Source organism: Deltaproteobacteria bacterium, assembly GCA_029210625.1.
Taxonomy (GTDB): domain Bacteria; phylum Myxococcota; class Myxococcia; order SLRQ01; family SLRQ01; genus JARGFU01.
The window spans coordinates 78874-96418 of the sequence record JARGFU010000015.1 but is presented as its reverse complement, the minus strand read 5'-3'; the positions used below and the strand labels follow the sequence as shown (position 1 = coordinate 96418).

Annotated in this window: 14 protein-coding genes; 3 read left to right on the top strand and 11 right to left on the bottom strand. The window is 72.7% G+C overall.

Annotated features, from left to right (window positions below; all coding sequences use genetic code 11):
• Positions 1-19 precede the first annotated feature (19 nt).
• Together P1V51_15375 and P1V51_15370 are read left to right on the top strand one after the other, a co-directional pair.
• Positions 20-1117, top strand: coding sequence for a Dickkopf N-terminal cysteine-rich domain-containing protein (locus tag P1V51_15375; GenBank protein MDF1564424.1), 1098 nt, complete (start codon positions 20-22; stop codon positions 1115-1117).
• Between the two features lie 228 nt (positions 1118-1345).
• Complete coding sequence (locus P1V51_15370; protein MDF1564423.1) at positions 1346-2500, top strand: isocitrate/isopropylmalate dehydrogenase family protein; 1155 nt, start codon at positions 1346-1348, stop codon at positions 2498-2500.
• Between the two features lie 78 nt (positions 2501-2578).
• On the opposite strand, the gene P1V51_15365 is transcribed toward P1V51_15370, so the two are convergent.
• From P1V51_15365 to P1V51_15315, 11 genes are all read right to left on the bottom strand, one after another.
• Positions 2579-3754 carry a YeeE/YedE thiosulfate transporter family protein gene (locus tag P1V51_15365; GenBank protein ID MDF1564422.1) on the bottom strand — a complete coding sequence of 392 codons (1176 nt, stop codon included), beginning with the start codon at positions 3752-3754 and terminating at the stop codon, positions 2579-2581.
• A complete protein-coding gene (locus tag P1V51_15360) occupies positions 3751-4266 on the bottom strand; it encodes a YeeE/YedE thiosulfate transporter family protein (GenBank protein MDF1564421.1) in 516 nt (171 codons plus the stop codon). Before P1V51_15360 ends, P1V51_15365 begins: the two co-directional genes overlap by 4 nt.
• Before the next feature lie 22 nt (positions 4267-4288).
• Positions 4289-5296 (bottom strand): polysulfide reductase NrfD, encoded by a 1008-nt coding sequence (gene nrfD, locus P1V51_15355; protein ID MDF1564420.1) that lies wholly within the window; start codon positions 5294-5296, stop codon positions 4289-4291.
• On the bottom strand, positions 5293-5859 hold the full coding sequence (locus tag P1V51_15350; GenBank protein ID MDF1564419.1) for a 4Fe-4S dicluster domain-containing protein: 567 nt from the start codon (positions 5857-5859) through the stop codon (positions 5293-5295). Before P1V51_15350 ends, nrfD begins: the two co-directional genes overlap by 4 nt.
• Before the next feature lie 4 nt (positions 5860-5863).
• Positions 5864-8065, bottom strand: coding sequence for a molybdopterin-dependent oxidoreductase (locus tag P1V51_15345; protein ID MDF1564418.1), 2202 nt, complete (start codon positions 8063-8065; stop codon positions 5864-5866).
• A 153-nt stretch (positions 8066-8218) separates the two neighbouring features.
• Positions 8219-10090 carry a hypothetical protein gene (locus P1V51_15340; GenBank protein ID MDF1564417.1) on the bottom strand — a complete coding sequence of 624 codons (1872 nt, stop codon included), beginning with the start codon at positions 10088-10090 and terminating at the stop codon, positions 8219-8221.
• A complete protein-coding gene (locus tag P1V51_15335) occupies positions 10087-10932 on the bottom strand; it encodes a hypothetical protein (protein MDF1564416.1) in 846 nt (281 codons plus the stop codon). The genes P1V51_15340 and P1V51_15335 overlap by 4 nt, the downstream gene beginning before the upstream one ends.
• On the bottom strand, positions 10929-11342 hold the full coding sequence (locus P1V51_15330; GenBank protein ID MDF1564415.1) for a ubiquinol-cytochrome c reductase iron-sulfur subunit: 414 nt from the start codon (positions 11340-11342) through the stop codon (positions 10929-10931). Before P1V51_15330 ends, P1V51_15335 begins: the two co-directional genes overlap by 4 nt.
• Positions 11339-12712: a sigma 54-interacting transcriptional regulator gene (locus P1V51_15325; GenBank protein ID MDF1564414.1), complete on the bottom strand. Its 1374-nt coding sequence runs from the start codon at positions 12710-12712 to the stop codon at positions 11339-11341. Before P1V51_15325 ends, P1V51_15330 begins: the two co-directional genes overlap by 4 nt.
• 176 nt (positions 12713-12888) lie before the next feature.
• Complete coding sequence (locus tag P1V51_15320; protein ID MDF1564413.1) at positions 12889-13707, bottom strand: mechanosensitive ion channel; 819 nt, start codon at positions 13705-13707, stop codon at positions 12889-12891.
• 14 nt (positions 13708-13721) lie between these two features.
• The gene (locus tag P1V51_15315; GenBank protein MDF1564412.1) at positions 13722-16211 is read right to left on the bottom strand and encodes a hypothetical protein; all 2490 of its coding nucleotides are present in this window, start codon (positions 16209-16211) and stop codon (positions 13722-13724) included.
• A 131-nt stretch (positions 16212-16342) separates the two neighbouring features.
• Here P1V51_15315 and P1V51_15310 point away from each other — a divergent pair, with 131 nt between their 5' ends.
• Entirely contained in the window at positions 16343-17503 is a 1161-nt protein-coding gene (locus P1V51_15310; protein MDF1564411.1) for an NAD(P)/FAD-dependent oxidoreductase, read from the top strand.
• The last annotated feature ends 42 nt before the right edge of the window (positions 17504-17545 follow it).

Here is a 17545-nt window from a genome sequence, read left to right as displayed (position 1 = left end):
CTCTTCAGGAGGGAGCTCGATGATGAAGAGCATCTATGCCATTGCCGTGTCCGTGACCTTCACCCTCACCGGCTGCTGGGCCTTCGGCGGCGGAGGCGGCAAGGGGGAGGAGGACGGTCCGGTCCCCGTGGAGCAGATGGGCCAGGAGGTCGCCTCGGTCTTCTGCGGCCTGATCGATCGCTGCATCGGCCCCGGCTTCTTCGGGGGGAACGACTGCCAGGGCGCCATGCAGGCGCAGTTCGAGGACACCACCGAGCCGCAGCTTCAGGCCGCCATCGACCGCGGCACCCTCGCCTACGACGGCGACAAGATGCGCGAGTGCATCGACGCCATGAGCGCCGCCGGCTGCGAGGCCATCGGCTCGGACGAGCCGCCCGCGGCCTGCGAGCAGGCCATGGCCGGCAACGTGGCGCCGGAGGGCACCTGCTACATCGACGAGGAGTGCGCCGGGGACGCCTTCTGCAGCCAGGACATGGCCTGCCCCGGGATGTGCGAGAGCTACCTGCCCGCGCAGGCCGACTGCACCATGGGCGGCCGCTGCACCGGCTCCACCACCTGCGTCGGCGGCGTCTGCACGCCGCTGGCCCAGGCCGGCCAGCCCTGCGGCGGTGAGGCCCACCCCTACTGCGCCAACGGCCTCGACTGCGAGGGCGAGAGCTGGCCGAACCCCGGCACCTGCGTCGCTCAGCCGACCCCGACCCTGGCGGGCGCGGATCAGGCCTGCGATCCGGAAGCCCGGCAGCTCTGCCAGGCCGGCCTCTCCTGCTCCCTCATCGGCCTCGAGGGGGGGGAGATCCCGATCTGGGAGTGCAAGCCCGGGGTGGCGAGCGGCGCGACCTGCAACTACGGGTTGCCCGACCCCTGCCCCTCGACCGAGTACTGCGCCGGCCAGATCGATCCCTCCAACCTCACGGGCACCTGCACCGCGCTGCCGGGCGAGAACGCGGCCTGCGCCGATACCTTCATGGGCGAGGGCTGCCAGCCGGGGCTGGAGTGCGTCGATGGGATCTGCTTCCGGTCCAAGAGGATCGGGGAGAGCTGCAGCGGGGAGTGGGAGTGCGTGAGTGGGTTCTGCGCCGAGACCTCGATGCAGTGTGCCGTGCCCGAGTGCGGCTGAGGGCGGGGCGGGCCAGAGGAGAGGCCGTGAACGTGTACGTGTACGTGCACGTGCACGGCGTCCTCCGTGGGAGCCGGCTGGCACCTATGTGCCTGTAATTCCTGCCGTACACGTCCACGTACACGTGCACGTGCACGGCCTCTCCCGGGTATTTCTCGATCCCCGTGACCTGTCGGGGCTTCCCGCGATAAGAAACCTCTTCTCCCTTCACACACCCGAGGTTTCAGCATGGCGAGCTCCACCCCCCTGGACATCCTTCTTCTCCCCGGCGACGGCATCGGCATCGAGGTGATGCGCGAGGGCCGGAAGGTCCTGGAGGCCGCGCTCGAGATCGCCGGCGTCGAGGCGAAGCTCGAGGAGATCGAGTGCGGGGGCGAGTACTACCTGAAGCACGGCGTCGACTGGCCGGAGGGAACCGGCGAGCGCTGCAAGCAGGCCGACGTCATCTTCCTGGGCGCGGTGGGCTGGCCCGACCCCGAGGGCGACGGCCCGGTGACCATGAAGAACGGCAAGATGGCCGGCTACTCGCCGGTCATCGGGAACCGGGTCGCGCTGCAGCTCTACGCCAACGTCCGGCCGGTGAAGCTCTACCCGGGCGTGAAGCACAAGATCCACGGCGAGCACACCCTGGTCTGGGATCCGGCCAAGGTCGACATCCTCTTCATCCGGGAGAACACCGAGGGCCTCTACACCGGCATCGGCGGCCGGGTGGCCACCGACGGGAAGCACGTGACCGCCACCGACACCCGGATCATCACCCGGACCAACTCCGAGCGCGTGATCCGCTACGCCTTCGAGGCCGCCCGGCGCCGGAAGAAGGGCCCGCCCGCCGGCGGCGGCCCCAAGGTCACCGCGCTGGTGAAGGACAACGTCCTCGAGGGCTGCCGCTTCTTCCGCGACGTCTTCTTCGAGATCGCCAAGGAGTACCCCGACGTCGAGGCCGAGACGGCCATCATCGACGCCTACACCCAGTGGCTGGTGCAGCGCCCCGAGTGGTACGACGTCGTCGTCACCACCAACATGTTCGGCGACATCATCACCGACCTGGCCTCGGTGCTGCAGGGCGGCATGGGCCTGGCGGTCGGCTGCAACGTGGGCGACGAGCACGCCATGTTCGAGCCCATCCACGGCTCGGCCCCCAAGCACGCGGGCAAGGACAAGGCCAACCCCCTGGCCACCATCCTCTCGGTGAAGGAGGGCCTCGACTGGCTCGGCAACAAGAAGGACCTCCCCGCCCTCGTCGAGGTCGCCGCCAAGATCGAGGCCGCCGTGGCCGCCCTCCTCGAGGAGGGCAAGACCCTCACCTACGACATGGTGGGTGAGGAGAAGGCCGCCAAGTGCTCCGAGGTCGGCGACGCCGTCGTCGCCCGCCTCAAGGCATGAAGGGCGCAGCACACCGCTTCGTGCTCGAATGACCCCCCGGCACGCCCGTCTCTCCCCTTCGAGAGAGACGGGGGCCGATCAGCAGCCGCCGCCCTTGCGGGTGGAGCGCTCGATGACCTTGCGCTCGACCGTCGGGGGCGGCCCGGCGTCGACGGCGCCGGAGAGCCAGGCGTGGAGGGCGTGGAGGCGGCGGTTCTCCTCCACCTGCGCCGGGGAGGGGTCGGCCGGCAACGCCGGGGCGGCCGCCTCGAGCCGGGCGAAGCCCTCGAAGCCGCCGGAGAGCGCGTGGAGGTGGCCGGCGAAGGCCGCGGTGCCCGGGGGGAGCTCCGCCAGCTCGCCCTCGCCGTAGAGCAGCAGCTCCCGGGTGGCGGGCAGGGAGGCGAAGAGGCCGCTGAGGTTGTCGTCCTTCGGGCGGCAGATCGCGCCGGGGATGCGCTTCTCGGTGCAGCGCTCCCAGGGTCGCAGGTCCACCACCCAGACCCGATCCCCGCCGGAGACCAGCTCGTTGCCGAGCTTCAGCAGGCTCCAGTCGGCGCCGCGGAAGGCAGCGGGCTCCTCGGCGGCGGGCGCGGGCTGGGCGAGGCCGATGAGGGCGATGCCCGCGAGGGTGGCCAGGGTGAGGGAGAGGTGACGCAGGCCGACGGTGCCGGCCTTCTGGGGCGGAGCCTTGTCCCGCTCGGCGAGGAAGGCCTCGAGCTTCTCGACCGCGAAGAAGGTCACCACCGCGATGGCCACGACGATCAGGGCGATCACCGTCCAGGGCAGGTCGAGCAGCTCGGGGAAGGTGCGCACCCCGAGATCGCCGCTGAAGTAGAAGCCCTCGACCGCCGGCCAGGCGACGGCGAAGAGGATGGAGCCGGCCATCACGCCGACGAAGGTGATGAGGCCATCGACATTCCCCGACGCCGTCGCCACCACCGCCGTCCCCGGGCAGTAGCCGGCCACCACGAAGCCGACGCCCAGGAGCAGGCCACCCACGATGAGGGGGCCGACGAGGGTGGAGGGGAAGGAGAGCGCGGAGAGGTCCATGATGCCGAAGGCCCCGAAGAGTCCCAGCCCGACGGTCGCGGTGGCGATCGCGGAGAACATCACCTTCAGCACGCGGTTGTCGCGGCCGTAGAACTGGGCGGCGAGGTTGGTGGCCCGGGAGAAGCCCGCGCGCTCGAGGACGAAGCCGAAGCCCACCCCGAGGACGGTGGCGAGCGCCATGGCCGTCATGTAGTCGAAGGATCCGAGCTGGTAGAAGGGCATCATCGCCACTGCCTCCTCACGAAGGGGGCCACCAGGTAGCCGCCCGCGAAGACCGCCATCATGTAGATCCACGAGCCCACCGAGAGCATCGCGCCTCCGGTGAGGGCCTGCCCCGAGGTGCAGCCCCGGGCCAGCCGCGCGGCGAAGCCCATGAGGATGCCGCCGAGGATCGCCAGGACGACCCGCTGGAGGTTCGTCGCCCGGGGCCCCTTGAGCAGGTGGGGCCGGCGCAGGCGGCCGGCGGAGAAGGCGCCGAGGAGCCCGCCGAGGAAGACCCCGATGACCTCGAAGATCATCCAGTCCTCCAGGGGGTTCCCCTCGGCCACGTAGGTCGCCATGTAGCCGTTGTGCTCGGTCGGGGCGGGCGCCACGGCGTGGGCGCCGGCGTAGGCCAGGCGGGTGGCCGCCGACGAGGAGCCCAGGCCGAAGCCCATGGTCAGGAAGGTGAGCAGCAGCACCAGGCCGAGGACGATCCCGGCGATGTAGGGATTCCAGAAGGGTCTCTCTTGGGTCATGTCGTTGCTCCGGGAGGGCGCCTCAGGGCGCGAGGAGAGCGAGGGAGTGCTCGAGGTGGATCGTGGCGTCCTGGCCGGCGGCCACGAGGATGGCGCGCAGGGCCAGCCCGCCGATGAGGATCAGCACCGGCGACCAGCTCGTGGTGGAGAGGCCGTAGCGCAGCTCGGTGAGCTCCAGCATCGCGGGGATGATGAGCCCGCCGACGACGACCAGGGACCAGAACCAGGGCGTCCACTCGCCGCCGAGGAAGAGGGCGGTCGCCGACTCGGTGGCCGCGAGGCTCATGCTCCCGCCGATGAGGTAGAGCGCCAGCAGGACGAGCTCCGCGGCGATCGCGAGGAGGTCGAGGCGCGCCAGCAGGTGGGCCGAGGCCTTCCGGCTCGGCCGCACGAGCATGAGCAGGGCGGCGCCGGTGGAGAGCCCCGAGACCAGGAAGAGCGGGCCGAGCAGCGCGCTGTTCCAGAGCGGCCGCGCCACCAGGGTGCCCAGGAGGACGCCGGTGTAGACGCCCAGGCCGATCCCCACCACCAGGTTCGCCCGGAGGATGAGGGGGCGGTGGGCCCGGGTCCAGCGGGAGAGCTCGATCAGGAAGCCCCGCAGCCCCGCGTGGCGCGCCAGCCGGTTGAGCTTGCGCCGCTCGGCGTGCTCGAGGGTGCCCAGGCCCAGCCCGATCAGGGCGGGGTAGACCAGCAGCAGCAGCCAGGAGCCCCAGGACATCGGCGAGGTCAGCCGCAGGGCGGTGTAGAAGCGGAAGACGTTGAGGCGGTTGGAGAGGTCGATGAAGAGGGAGAGCATCCCGAGGGAGAGCAGCGCGACGGCGGCCCAGGGCATGAAGCGCAGCCGCCCCTCGTCCTTGAGCTTCGGGTTCAGGTGACCGCGCAGCTCCAGGGCCGAGAGGAGGATCATCACGCCGGCGACCAGCCCGCCGAAGAAGAGGTAGACGGGGATCTCCCAGCCCCAGACGTGCAGGGTGGGATCGACCCCGGCGTTGGTCCGGGTGCTGAAGATCTCCAGGGCTCGAGGGTTCATGCGCTCCTCCGGGAGGACCGGTCGTCGGTCAGGAAGTAGAGGTTGGGGCGGGTGCCCACCTCGGCGTGCAGCACCTCGTGGTCGCGGACGCGCAGGAGGGTGGCGACCTCGCTCTCGGGCTCGTTCACGTCCCCGAAGTGGAGGCTGTGGGTCGGGCAGTTGGTGACGCAGGCCGGGTCGAGGCCCTTCTCCACGCGGTGCATGCAGAAGGTGCACTTGTCGACGTGCCCCTCGGGGTGCACGTAGCGGGCGCCGTAGGGACAGGAGGCCATGCAGACCCGGCAGCCGGTGCACAGGTCCTTGTCGATCATCACGGTGCCGCCCGGCCCGTAGTGGCTGGCCCCGGTGGGGCAGGCCTCGACGCAGGGCGCGTCGCTGCAGTGGTGGCAGCGCTCGGAGCGGATCGTCATCCGCAGGTCGGGGTAGGCCCCTTCCGTCTCCTCGACGATCCAGTTGCGGGAGGCGCCCTCGGGGGTGGCGTTCTCGGCCTTGCAGGCGATGGCGCAGGCCGAGCAGCCCACGCACTTCGCCATGTCCATCAGCATCACGTAGCGCTTCTTCATCGCTCTAGGCCCTCTGCAGCCGGACGACGTTGACGTTCATGCCCGTGCCCCCCATCGCCGGGTCGACGCGGGTGCGGGTGATGAGGGGGGAGTCAGCCGCGCCCTTGCCGCGCGCGAAGCGCAGCTTCGGGTTGGTGTGGCCGAAGCCGTGGACCATGTAGACGCAGTCGGGGCGGATCCGCTCGGTGGCCCGCAGGCGGATCGGGTCGGAGACCACGCCGTCCTGGTTGACCAGCGTCACCTTCTCGTTGCGCGAGAAGCCGAGCTCCTTCGCCCGGCCGGCGTTGATCCACAGGACGTTCTCCGCCATCACCTCGCCGAGGACGCGGTTGTTGGTGGTGCGCCCGAAGGTGTGGGTGGGCGCCCGGCCAAAGAGGAGGTGGAACTGCTCGCTCTCCAGCTTCACCGGGGCGACCATCTCGGGCATCGGAGGGAGGCCCGCGTCGGCGAGCTGCTGGGAGTAGAGCTCGATCTTCCCCGAGGGCGTGGGGAAGCTCGGGGCGATCCCCTCCTCGAAGGTGATCGGCGCCTCGTCGTCGACGAGCACGCCCTTGCGCTCGAGCTCGGCCAGGGACGAGCCCGAGGCCTGCAGGCGGGTCTCGAGGTAGTCCCGCGCGTCCTCCCAGGGGAAGTACTCCCCGAGGCCCAGCCGGGTGGCGAGCTCCCTGGCGATCCACCACCCCGGCCGGCTCTGGTGGAGGGGCGGCACCACCGGCTGGCGCAGGGCGGCGTAGCCGCGCTTCCAGCCCGGCGTGTGGATGTCGTCGTGGCGCTCGAGGTAGGTGGCCTCGGGGAGGATCACGTCGGCCCAGCCCGTGACCTCGGCCGGCAGCACGTCGATGACCACGCTGAAGTCGAGGTTCTGCATGGCCTCGATGGTGCGCGCGGGCTGAGGCAGCGCGTGCAGGAGGTTGGTGCCGTAGACCATCCAGGCCTTGATGGGCTCGCCCTTCCAGTCGGGGAGGCTGGCGTCGCGCAGGCCGTGGGCCAGGACCTCGTCCGCGAAGGGGTAGACCACGCCCTCGGGCATGTCCCGCGCGGCGCCCTCGGCGACGTGGGGCACCGGCCCGGGGTAGGGGGCGATCTTCTTCTTGGTCGGGACGAAGAGGCCGCCCTTGCGTCCCCAGCTGCCGAGCAGGGCGTTGAGGATGGCGATGGCCCGGCCGCGCTGGGTGTCGTTGCCGTCCCAGGTGGAGTGGCGGCCGGGGTGGACCAGCGCGGCGGGCCGGGCGCCGGCGAGGAGCCGGGCCGAGGCGCGGATCTGATCCGGGTCGACGCCGGTCTGGGTCCACGCCCACTCCGGGGTCTTGCCGGCCACGTGCTCGCGCAGCTGCGTAAGGCCGATGGCGTGCTCGGCGACGTAGCGGTGATCGAAGCGCTCCTCCTCGAGGATGACGTTGATCCAGGCCAGCAGGAGGGCGACGTCGGTGCCCGGCTTGATGGGCAGCCAGTGGCGGGCCTTGCCGGCGGCGGTGGAGAAGCGCGGATCGACGACGATGATCTCGGCCCGGCGATCGATGGCCGTGGCCAGCTCCTGCACCTGGGTGTTGTGCATGTTCTCGCCCAGGTGCGAGCCGATCAGGGCGATGACGCGGGCGTTCTCGAGGTCGACCCGCTCGGGGGAGCCCACGGCGGCGCCGAAGGTGAGCTGGAAGGCCGCGTCCCGGGGACCCCGGCACTGGGCGAAGCTCGGCGCGGTGATGTTGCCGGTGCCGTAGGCCTTCACCAGGGTCTTGAAGAAGGAGCCGCCGAAGCCGTGGCTGAAGAGGGCGAGGGCCTCGGGGCCGTGCTTCTGGCGGACGCGGTCGAGCTTCTCGGCGACCTCGTCGAGGGCCCGGCTCCAGCTCACCGGCTCGAAGACCTGCTCGCCGCGCTTCTTCACCCGCAGCAGCGGCTGGCGCAGCCGGTCGGGATCGTAGAGGAGGCCGGTGCCGCCGGCGCCCCGGGGGCAGAGGCGGCCCTGGGAGAGCGGGTGATCGGGGTTGCCCTCGATCTTGGTCACCCGGCCGTCCTTCACGTGGGCCAGCACGCCGCACTTCCAGAAGCACATCTCGCAGAAGGTGGGGACGATCCGGTCACCCTCGGTCTGCGGCGCGTCGGTGTTGGGGCGGGTCAGCCCCCAGAAGTCGCCCTTGGCTCCCGCGGCGTAGGTCGCGCCCGCGGCCAGGCCGGACACCTTGATGAACTGTCGTCGGTCGAGCTTCATGCCTTGCTTCGCCTCCTGGTGAGAGGAGGCAAGAGCAACGCCCGGACCAGATCCGGATCACGTGATTCCGGTGGGTTGGCTCAGTGCCTTCGACTCGGCGCGTCGAAACTGAAACGCCCCGTTGCACCGAAGCGTTTCATGAAACGGCAGTGTTCAGGGTTCCGCCGTCCCGGGTCCGGCGAAGATCCAGGGATCCCGGGGCCCCTCGCAGCGGCGGCTCGTGCGCAGCCGCTCGAGGGCGCCCGGGAGGTCCCGGTGGATGGGATCCTTCGCCGGGTGGCAGCCGAGGCAGAGCCCCACCCGCAGGCTGCGCTGCAGGGTCGGCGCGTCGAGGCTGTGGAGGTTGCTGCGGGTGCCCCGGCCGGGCTCGAGGTCCCCCAGCCGGGTCCAGTGATCGTCCGCGCCCTCCTCGGGCTCGAGGATCGGGCCCTCCGGTCCGAAGCGGATCGTCCCGCGGCCCAGCCCCAGGGTCAGGGGGTCGAGGTGGCAGGCCTCGCAGGTCCGGCTCTTGCCGGTGGTGTGGGGGTCGAGGGGCGCGAAGAGGCGGTGCCGCAGCGGCGCGGCTCCGGGCCCCGGCTCCACCTCCAGGATCATCCCGGGCACCACCGGCACGATGCGGCCGGCGCCCTCGCTCCCGGCCTGGCGGCGCAGCCCGAGGGTGGGGGGCCGGGCGAAGCCCCCCTCGCTGGTCTCGATCCAGGCGCCGGGGGTCTGCGCGGCGTGGGCGAAGTCCCACTGGGGCGTCGCGGGCTCCTTGCGGGTGTGGCAGGTCGGGCAGGTCGGCGCCCAGCGCGCGTGGCAGCTCGCGCAGGCGAGGCGCTCGTGCCCCGGCTGACGGTGATCGGGATCCGCCGGGGTGGGCTTCGAGAGATGCGGCGCGCCGCCGCCCTTGGGCTGCAGCCAGCGCTGGCCCTCCTCCAGGCGCAGGTTCCACAGGGGGCGGCCGCCCTCGCCCAGGCCGAGGCGGGTCCCGGGCGGCAGGGGAGGATCCTGCTTCGCGAGGATCCGCCGCAGGCGGGGATCGCCGACCGTGGCCGCCGCGACGCTGCGGGGCGGGGCATCCGCGGCGGGGTGGCAGTCGGCGCAGCGCACCTCGACCGCCTCCTCCTGGTGAGCGTGACGCTGGCCGTCGCCCATCAGCTCGGAGGGGAGGTGGCAGTCGACGCAGCCGAGCCCCGCGCGCTGGTGGACGTCCGCGGGCTGGCGGCAGGTGATCCTCCCGTCGGCGAGGGTCTCCCGCTCGCTCTCGCCGCAGGGCGGGGCCTGGCCGGGGAGGACCTCCGAGAGGCCGCGGTAGGAGAGGGAGATCCGGCCGCTGCGGGAGTGGCAGCCCAGGCACTGGGCGTCGTCGGGGGTGGGCAGCAGCGGGGAGTGGACGCCCTCCTCCTTCGCCTTGCGGCTGTGGCAGGCGGCGCAGCCCGAGCCGACGTCGGCGCCGAGGCCCACGGCGTCGTCGCGGTTCGCCCGGCGAGCGCCGAGGTGGCAGCCGCCGCAGAGGTGGCGCAGGTGGTCCTCGGCCGGGCTCGGCTCGGCCTCGGCCAGCACCTCGGCCATCGTCTGCTCACCCCCGGGCCGCGGGTGCTCTCCGAAGACGAGGCGGTCCACCGAGACCAGCCCGACCGCCGTGGCCATCAGCGAGCCCTGCACGTCGCGGGTGGTGTCCGGGTGGCAGCCGGCGCGGCCGCAGGTGAGGGCGGCGGTCTCGAGCGCCCCCGGCTCCTTCTCCAGGCCGCGGTGGGCCCGGCCCTTCTCGAGGGCGAGCGGGTCGCCGAGGTGGCAGCTCTCGCAGCCCTGGAGCAGCCCGCCGTGCGCGCCCCCCGGCCCCTCGCGCAGGGCGTGGCAGGCGAGGCAGGCCTCCTGGCTCCCCGCCGGGATCATCGCGGGATCCCCCGCCCCCTCCCGGCGCTCGACCTCCCGCAGGAGGACGACCAGGCCGGCCAGCAGCGAGAAGATCAGCACGGCCCGCAGGGCGCCGCCGAAGCGGAGGGGAGGCGCGTCGGCAGGGGCCGGGCCCGGCTCGCTCATCGCAGCACCAGCCAGAGGCTGCCCCCCAGGTGGAGCAGGGCGAGGAGGGCGAGGCCAGAGAGGAGCGCCCGCCGGCCGGGATCGGAGAGGCGGGGCAGGAGGAGGAGGGCCCCGCCCAGGAGCAGGGCGCCGAGGCCGGCGACCCAGAGGGGAGAGACGAGGAGGAGGGCCTGCAGGCCCAGGAGGTACCAGGGGCCGTGGACCACGCCGGCGCCGCTGCCCTCGAAGAGGGTGGCGGGCAGGAGGGCCGCCAGGCAGAAGGCGCCGCCCAGGACGAGCACCCACGAGCGCAGGTCCGGCCAGCGCATCAGCCCGTGGTGGAGGGTCAGGCCCAGGGCCAGGAGCGAGAAGGTGCCGGCGTGGTGGATCGCCACCGGGCCCAGCCCCGCGCCGGGCACGCCCAGCACCAGGGTCGCGAGGGCGGGGCCGAGAAGGGGGAGGGCCTCGAGGAGGCCGCGCCAGATCGCGAGGGCGCCGAGGGCCTCGGCGTCACCCCGCAGGACGAAGCCCGAGAGCCCGACGAGGATCAGGGCCAGGCCCGAGAGGAGGGCGGTCCACCAGCGGCCGCGGCTCGCGCGCTGATCGTCGCGGCGCCAGAGGGCGAGGAGGAGGTGGCCGAGGGTGAAGGCGACGAGCGCGGTGGCCGCCGCCCAGTGCATCCCCCGCAGCAGCCAGCCGAAGGGCCAGCCCGAGGCGAGGGCCTCGACGCTGGCCCGGGCGGCCTCCGGCCGGTAGAGGCCGACCAGGGGGAGGCCGGTGAGCAGCGAGAGGAAGAGGGCCGCCAGCGCCAGCCGCGCCAGCGGATCGGCCCGGCGGGGGGCGGCGGCGGCGGGGGTGCTCATCCCGCGGGCGCTCCCTCCACCCACCGGCCGTCCTTCCGCCGGAGGTGGCGGCGCGCGAGGGGCTCCCGGGCCGGGCCCGAGAGGGGCTGCCCGGCGGCGTCGAAGCGGCTGCGGTGACAGGGGCAGGCGAGGCCCTCACCCCCGGCGGCGGGGGCGAGGGTGCAGCCGAGGTGCGTGCAGGTGCGGGAGAGGGCCAGCAGCCCCTCGTCCTCCCGGCGCAGCCACCACCCCTCGATCAGCAGCGCGGCGCCGGGCTCGAGCGTCTCGAGGCGCGGATCGTCCAGGGCGAGGGGGGCCTCCCGGCGGCGGCCGGCGCGGTGGAGCGCGGCGAGGGAGAAGCCCGACCATCCTCCCACCAGCAGGAGGCCGAGGGCGCTCCAGACCCGGAGGAGGAAGGGGCGGCGCTTCACTGGATCCCCAGCTCGCGCATCCGCCGCCAGAGGGTGGTGCGGCTGATCCCCAGGCGCTCGGCGGCGCGGTTGCGGTTCCAGTGGGCCTCGGAGAGGGCGGCCTCGATCCGGGCCCGCTCCGGGTCGGTGGCCGCGACCGGTAGCTCGGCGGCCGCCTCGCCCTCGGGGCGCGGCGTCGAGCAGCGCTCCTGCCGGATCTCGGTGGGGAGGTGGTCGGGGCGCAGGGTCTGGCCCTGACTCATGGCCACCGCGAACTCGATGACGTTCTGCAGCTGACGCACGTTCCCCGGCCAGCGGTAGCGCCGGATGATGTCGAGGGCGTCGGGCGAGAGGAGCAGGGCGCGCCCCTCGCGGCCGCTGATCCGCATCAGCAGGTGCCGGGTCAGCGGCTCGATGTCCTCGGGGCGATCGCGCAGGGGAGGGATGCGCACCGGCACCACCGAGAGGCGGTAGTAGAGGTCCTCGCGGAAGTCGCCCCGGGCGATCGCGGCCTCGATGTCCACGTTGGTCGCGGCCATGATCCGGGCGTCGAGCTTCCGCACCCGGTCCTCCCCCACCGGCAGGAAGGTCTTGTCCTGCAGCACCCGCAGCAGCTTGGCCTGGAGGTGCAGGGGGAGCTCGCCGATCTCGTCGAGGAAGAGGGTGCCGCCGGAGGCCATCTCGAAGCGGCCCTTGCGGTCGCGCACCGCGCCGGTGAACGCGCCCCGCTTGTGGCCGAAGAGCTCGGACTCCAGCAGGGTCTCGGGGATGGCGGCGCAGTTGATGGCCACGAAGGGGCCGCCGCGGCGCGGAGAGCTCTCGTGGAAGGCCCGGGCGACGGCCTCCTTGCCCACGCCGCTCTCCCCGGTGACCAGGAGGTTCGCCTCGGAGCGGTGGAGCTGCTCGATGAGGTGCACCACCGAGAGCATGGCGGGCGACTCGGCGACCAGGCCCCGTCCCACGCTCACCGAGCTCAAGATCTCGGACTCGGCGGGGCGGATCACCAGCAGGTAGCGGGGGGGCGTGCCCGGCAGCAGGCTGCCGGAGACCGAGGCTAGGCGGCTCTGACCCTCGCCGCAGTGGAGGAAGGCCCGGCGCCCCTCCTGGGTCATGCCCTGCTCGAGGGCGGTGCGGATCTCCGAGCCGATGGCGGCGAAGCTCTCCCCGAGGAGGTTGGAGATCGGCCGGCCGACGATCTTCTCCGCCGCCCGGTCGCAGAGCATCTCGCTCAAGCTCTGGGTGGCGACCAGGACCTTGAAGTCCTCGTCGAGGAGGAGGACGGCCCGGCCGAGGGTGGCGAAGGCGAGCTCCACCGCCCGCCAGGCCGAGGTGTCGGTCATGAGGTCGTCCAGGGGGATGTTGCCGATCATCTCTCGCACGTGCTCGTCCATGGGTGCCAATCCGGGCGCGAAAGGATTCGTTTCACCGAAACGGAGGTCCGTTTCAGTCGATCCTAGGGACCACCAGCCAGGCCGTCCGAAGCGGCCCGGTCAGGGATGGGGTCAGACCCCGACACATGACACATACGAGCAAGTGTCATTTGTCGGGGTCTGACCCCATCGGGCCATCAGGCCGCGGCGGCGGGGAGGGGCCGGTGGAGGATGGCCGGCGGCGAGAGGCCGGCCTCGGCGAAGGCGAGGGTGACCTTCGAAGTGACGTCGGTCTCCAGGTCCTTCTCGTAGCCCAGATCGAGGACGTAGACCTTCGCCCGCAGGCGCAGCGCCACCACCTCGCCCAGGGTGACCTGGCTGACGACCAGCTTCCAGGGCTCCCTGAGGTAGGCGTAGCGCGAGGTGGTGATGGCGTCGGTGACGATCCGGCGGGCAGCCGCCAGATCCTGATCGACGCCGAGGTGGAAGTCGAGCTGCACCATCATCGAGATCGCCCCGGCGTTCCCGCAGGAGACCACGTCGGTGAGCAGCCTCCCGTTGGGGATGGTGACCAGGTTGTGATCCAGGGTCATCAGCTTCACCGAGCGCAGGCCCATGGCGACCACCTCGCCGTAGTGCTCCCCGAAGGTGATCCGGTCGCCGACCTGGAAGGGGCGATCGACCAGGAGGGTGATCCCTGCCAGCACCGAGGTGGCCACGTCCTTGAGGGCGAAGCCCCCGGCCACGGCGATGATGCCGGCCAGGGCGGTGAGCGCCTGCCGGGAGAGATCCACCGCCAGGAAGAGGGCCGCCATGGCTCCGAGGCCCCAGACCGCGTAGCGCAGCAGGGAGCCTGAGTGCTGCAGCACCAGGCGGTTGGAGGGCCAGCGCGCGCTCCAGGTGGCCATGCCCTTGCGGATGGCCTCGGCCAGGAGCCAGGTGAAGCCGAGGACCACGATGCCCGAGACGATCCCGCCAGGGCGAATCACTTCGAGGATCTTGTCGAACTCGACCATGGTCTTCTTGGCCTCTAGGCGGCCACCAGGTGGCGCTGGCGCAGGAAGCGCAGGACCGCGCGCTGCCAGTGGGTGGAGAGCTTCAGGTGGCGGTCACGCTCCTCGAGCACGCCGGACTCGCGCAGGTTCTCGAGCAGCGCCTCGGTCTCCCCCACCGAGTAGCCCAGGGCGCGGGCGGCGTCCGGGATGGAGATGCCGTCGTGGAGGGCGACGCAGGCCAGGGCGAAGCGGGAGCGCTCGTCGAGGCGATCCAGGGCGGCGCCGTCCGGCGCCCGGAAGAGGCGGGCGACCACCTCTCCGGTCTCGGGGTCCACCGAGAGGGAGCGCAGCCAGAAGTGGAGGGCCGCCGCCGGGTTGCCGTCGGCGTAGTCCCAGATCAGCCGGTGGTAGCGACGGGCGGTGTGGACCACCTCGGTGTCGAAGGCCGTGCCGTCGAGGTTGTCGACCACCGAGATCTGGTAGCGGGGCACGACCTTGGCCCGGCGCATCCGGCGGCTGATCAGCTCGTCGATCTGCTCCTCGCTCCAGGGGCCGAGCTGGCAGACCTGCTGGAAGAGGTGCACCTCGTTGTAGACGCGGGAGAGGAAGCGCCAGAGGCCCGCGGGGAAGACGCAGATCCACTGCACCCGCTCGGCGCTGCGGCCGATGATCTCGAGGAAGGTCTCGAAGGTCCGCAGCCCCCCCATGCAGCGCAGCGCGAGGAGCTTGGGGTTGCGCACCACGATCCGGGTCAGGGGCCGGGCCTCGAGGGCGGCGACCACCGCGTCGGGGGTCGCCTCGCACTCGAGGGAGAGCCCCGCGATGAGCTGCTCGCAGACCTCGGTGGCGGAGGTGGGGCGGCGGGGGAGGGTGAGCTCGGTGGTGGGGATGTCCTTGCAGGCCTCGCCCAGGGCGCGCAGCCAGCTGCGCCGGCCCGAGCCCGGCTCGCCCACCAGGGCCAGGCTGCCCCCGGTGCCGCGGTCGGCGCGCTGCTCGAAGAAGAGCCGGGCCTCGGTGAGGCCCGGGAAGTGGGGCAGGGCCTCGGCCGGGGCGATGGGGCCCTCCCCCAGGGCGTCTTGGATGGCGTCGGGCAGGCGGGCGAGGTCGTCGTCGCCCGAGACCGCGGTCTCGCCGCGGCGCTCGAGCTTGCGGCGCTCGAAGGCGGCGAAGAGGCGGCGTACCCGGGTGAAGCGCAGCGCCAGGTCGCGCAGACCGCGGACGAAGAGGACGACCACCAGGGCCAGCCCGAGGATCAGGGCGACGAGGGTCTCGAAGGTGGGGTGGGCCTCGGAGCGATGGGCGAGGCGGGCGAGCCGGCCCCCCTCGAAGTCCTCCCGCCAGGTCTCCAGGATCTCCACTCGCCAGTGTGCCACCAGGACCAGCAGGCTCGTGGCGAGGAAGATCGCGGCGATCGCGGCCGCGGCGTGGAAGAGGGGGCCGGCGCCGGCGAGGCGCTCGAGGGAGAGCAGGACCACCAGGAGGCCGACGACGGTCCGCCCGCCGAGGCGCAGCGAGCGCATGATTCGCAGGCGCACCGCGGGCCCCAGCACGTTGTCGCGGGCGGCCGCCCAGGTCGTCAGCAGGTGGAGGGCCCCGTCCCGGACGACCCGGTACCAGGCCCAGGTCAGGAGGAGCAGCCGTAGCAGGCGCACCTCCCCCAGGTTCAGCGGGGCGAGCGCCGCGTTCATCGCCTCGAGGAAGAGCACCCAGAAGAAGGCCGGGCCGATGGCCAGGAAGAAGCGCACCCAGCGCTCCACCGAGAGGCGCAGGGCGGGGCGCTCGATGCTCCGGCCGATGCGCTTGCGCAGGAAGCGCATCAGCGCGTCCTTGCGGCGGGCCACCAGGCCGAAGGCGACCAGGGTCACCACCGCCCAGGCGCAGGCGGTCCACAGCGCCCTCGAGAGCTCGGGCGCGGAGGCGCGGGCGGGGAGGGTGTGGAGCCCGCGCAGCTGGCGGCGGGTGTGCTCCTCGGCGATGCGCAGGCTCTGCCGGAGCCGGTCGAGGAGGCGCTCGCGCTCGGCGGCCCGGAAGTAGCCGCCGGCCGTCGGCGGGCCGGTGCGAGAGGACTCCAGGCGGTGGAGCCCGCGCAGCGCCCCGGCGCTCACCTTCGCCCGGGCCGCCCGCAGCTGGGCCTCGCGGGCCTTCAGCGCCCCGGCGCGCGCCGCGTAGGCCTCCATCCGCTCCAGGGCGGCCGGGTCCGGCGGCTCGCTCGCGATCGGCGCCGGCCGGGTGGCCGGGGGCACGAGGGAGGGGGCGCCGAGATCGACGAGGTCGGCCTGGAGGACGGCCTCGAGCTGGAGCGCGAAGGTGTCGACGCTCGCCTGCCAGCTCTCGTCGGCGCCCTCCTTCGCGCGCAGCTGCTGGACCTGCTGGCGCCAGCCGCGGATCTCGGCGCGCCGCAGCTGCTCGAGGCGGTCGAGCCCAGCCTCGGCCCGGTCGAGCTCGACCTGCGCCCAGACGGGCGAGAGGAGGAGGAGCGCGAGGGCGAGGACCCCGAGCCTCCGGATGAAGGAGAGACCTCTCATGTCTACCCGCGAGGGTAGGCTCGAACGGGGGATCGGGCGAGAAATGGTCCGGAGTGCAACAGGCCTGTCTCGCGGCCTCTTCCACCGGCCCCCCTTTGCCGACCCCGGAGGGATCGCGATACGAGTGTCGCGTGAGCGAATCGCGCTACGACCTCCTGATCAGCGGCGCCGGCCCGGCGGGCCTCTCGACGGCGATCTTCGCCGCCCGGGCCGGGCTCTCGGTCCTCGTCCTGGAGAAGGAGAAGACCACCGGGGTCTTTCCCCGGGGGGAGACCCTGCGGCCCGACCCGATCGTCGACGAGCTGCTCGGGCCCTCCTTCATGGACACGATCAGCCTCCACCGCACCGCGAAGCGGCGCTACTGGTCGCCGGGGGCGAGGGCGAGCTTCGAGGTCGAGCGCGAGGTCGAGTCCCACCTCTTCGAGTGGCGCTCCCTCACCGAGGGGCTGCGGGAGGCCGCGGAGGCGGCCGGGGCCGAGCTCCGCTTCGAGAGCCCGGTGGCCGCGCCGGTCCTGGAGGAAGGGCGCTGCGTGGGCCTGATCCTGGCCGACGGCGCTCGCGTCGAGGGCGAGACCATGGTCGCCGCGGACGGCCACCGCTCCCGGCTCGCCACCGGCGTCGATCGCGGGCGCCTCGACTGCCCCATCGCCAAGCGGATCTGCACCGGCCTCACCACCGACTACGAGGGGATGGAGTTCTTCTTCGTCTCCGCCGGCGCCATCGAGCCGGAGATGCCCGCGGCGCTGGCCTTCATCTTCCCCCGGGGCGGCGACGCCGCCGAGGTCGGGGTGATGCTGATCTCCGCCGCCCTCTCCCCGGCAGAGCGGGCCCGCCCGCCGGGCGGCAGCCGGATGCTCGCCTTCCTCGACGCCCTCTTCGAGCGGCTGCCGGTCTTCTCCGAGCGGGTGGCCTCGGCGAGCTGGTCCTTCCAGGGGGCGACCCTCATCCCCATGGGGGCCCTGCACGAGCGGGGGATGGAGATCCCCGGCCTGGCCCTGGTGGGGGACACCATCGGCATGGTCGAGGCCACCGGGGGCTGCGGCATCGTCCCCTCGATGAAGAACGCCCGCTTCCTGGTCGGCCACCTCGCGGACCGGCCGCCCGGCCGCTGGAGCCCGGAGGCGATGGAGCGCTACAACGCCGCCTTCGCGCAGAGCCGCATCCATCGCTCGCTGGAGAAGAAGCAGCGGGTGATGACCCCGCTGATGAGGCTGGGCTTTAGCCGCCCCCACGGCGAGGCCGGCTACGCGAAGGTCTGGGGCCCGCTGGGCTGGCTCTACGGCAAGGTCTAGGGGGCGCCCGCACCTCACGCTTTTGGCGCGTTTGCGTCAGTG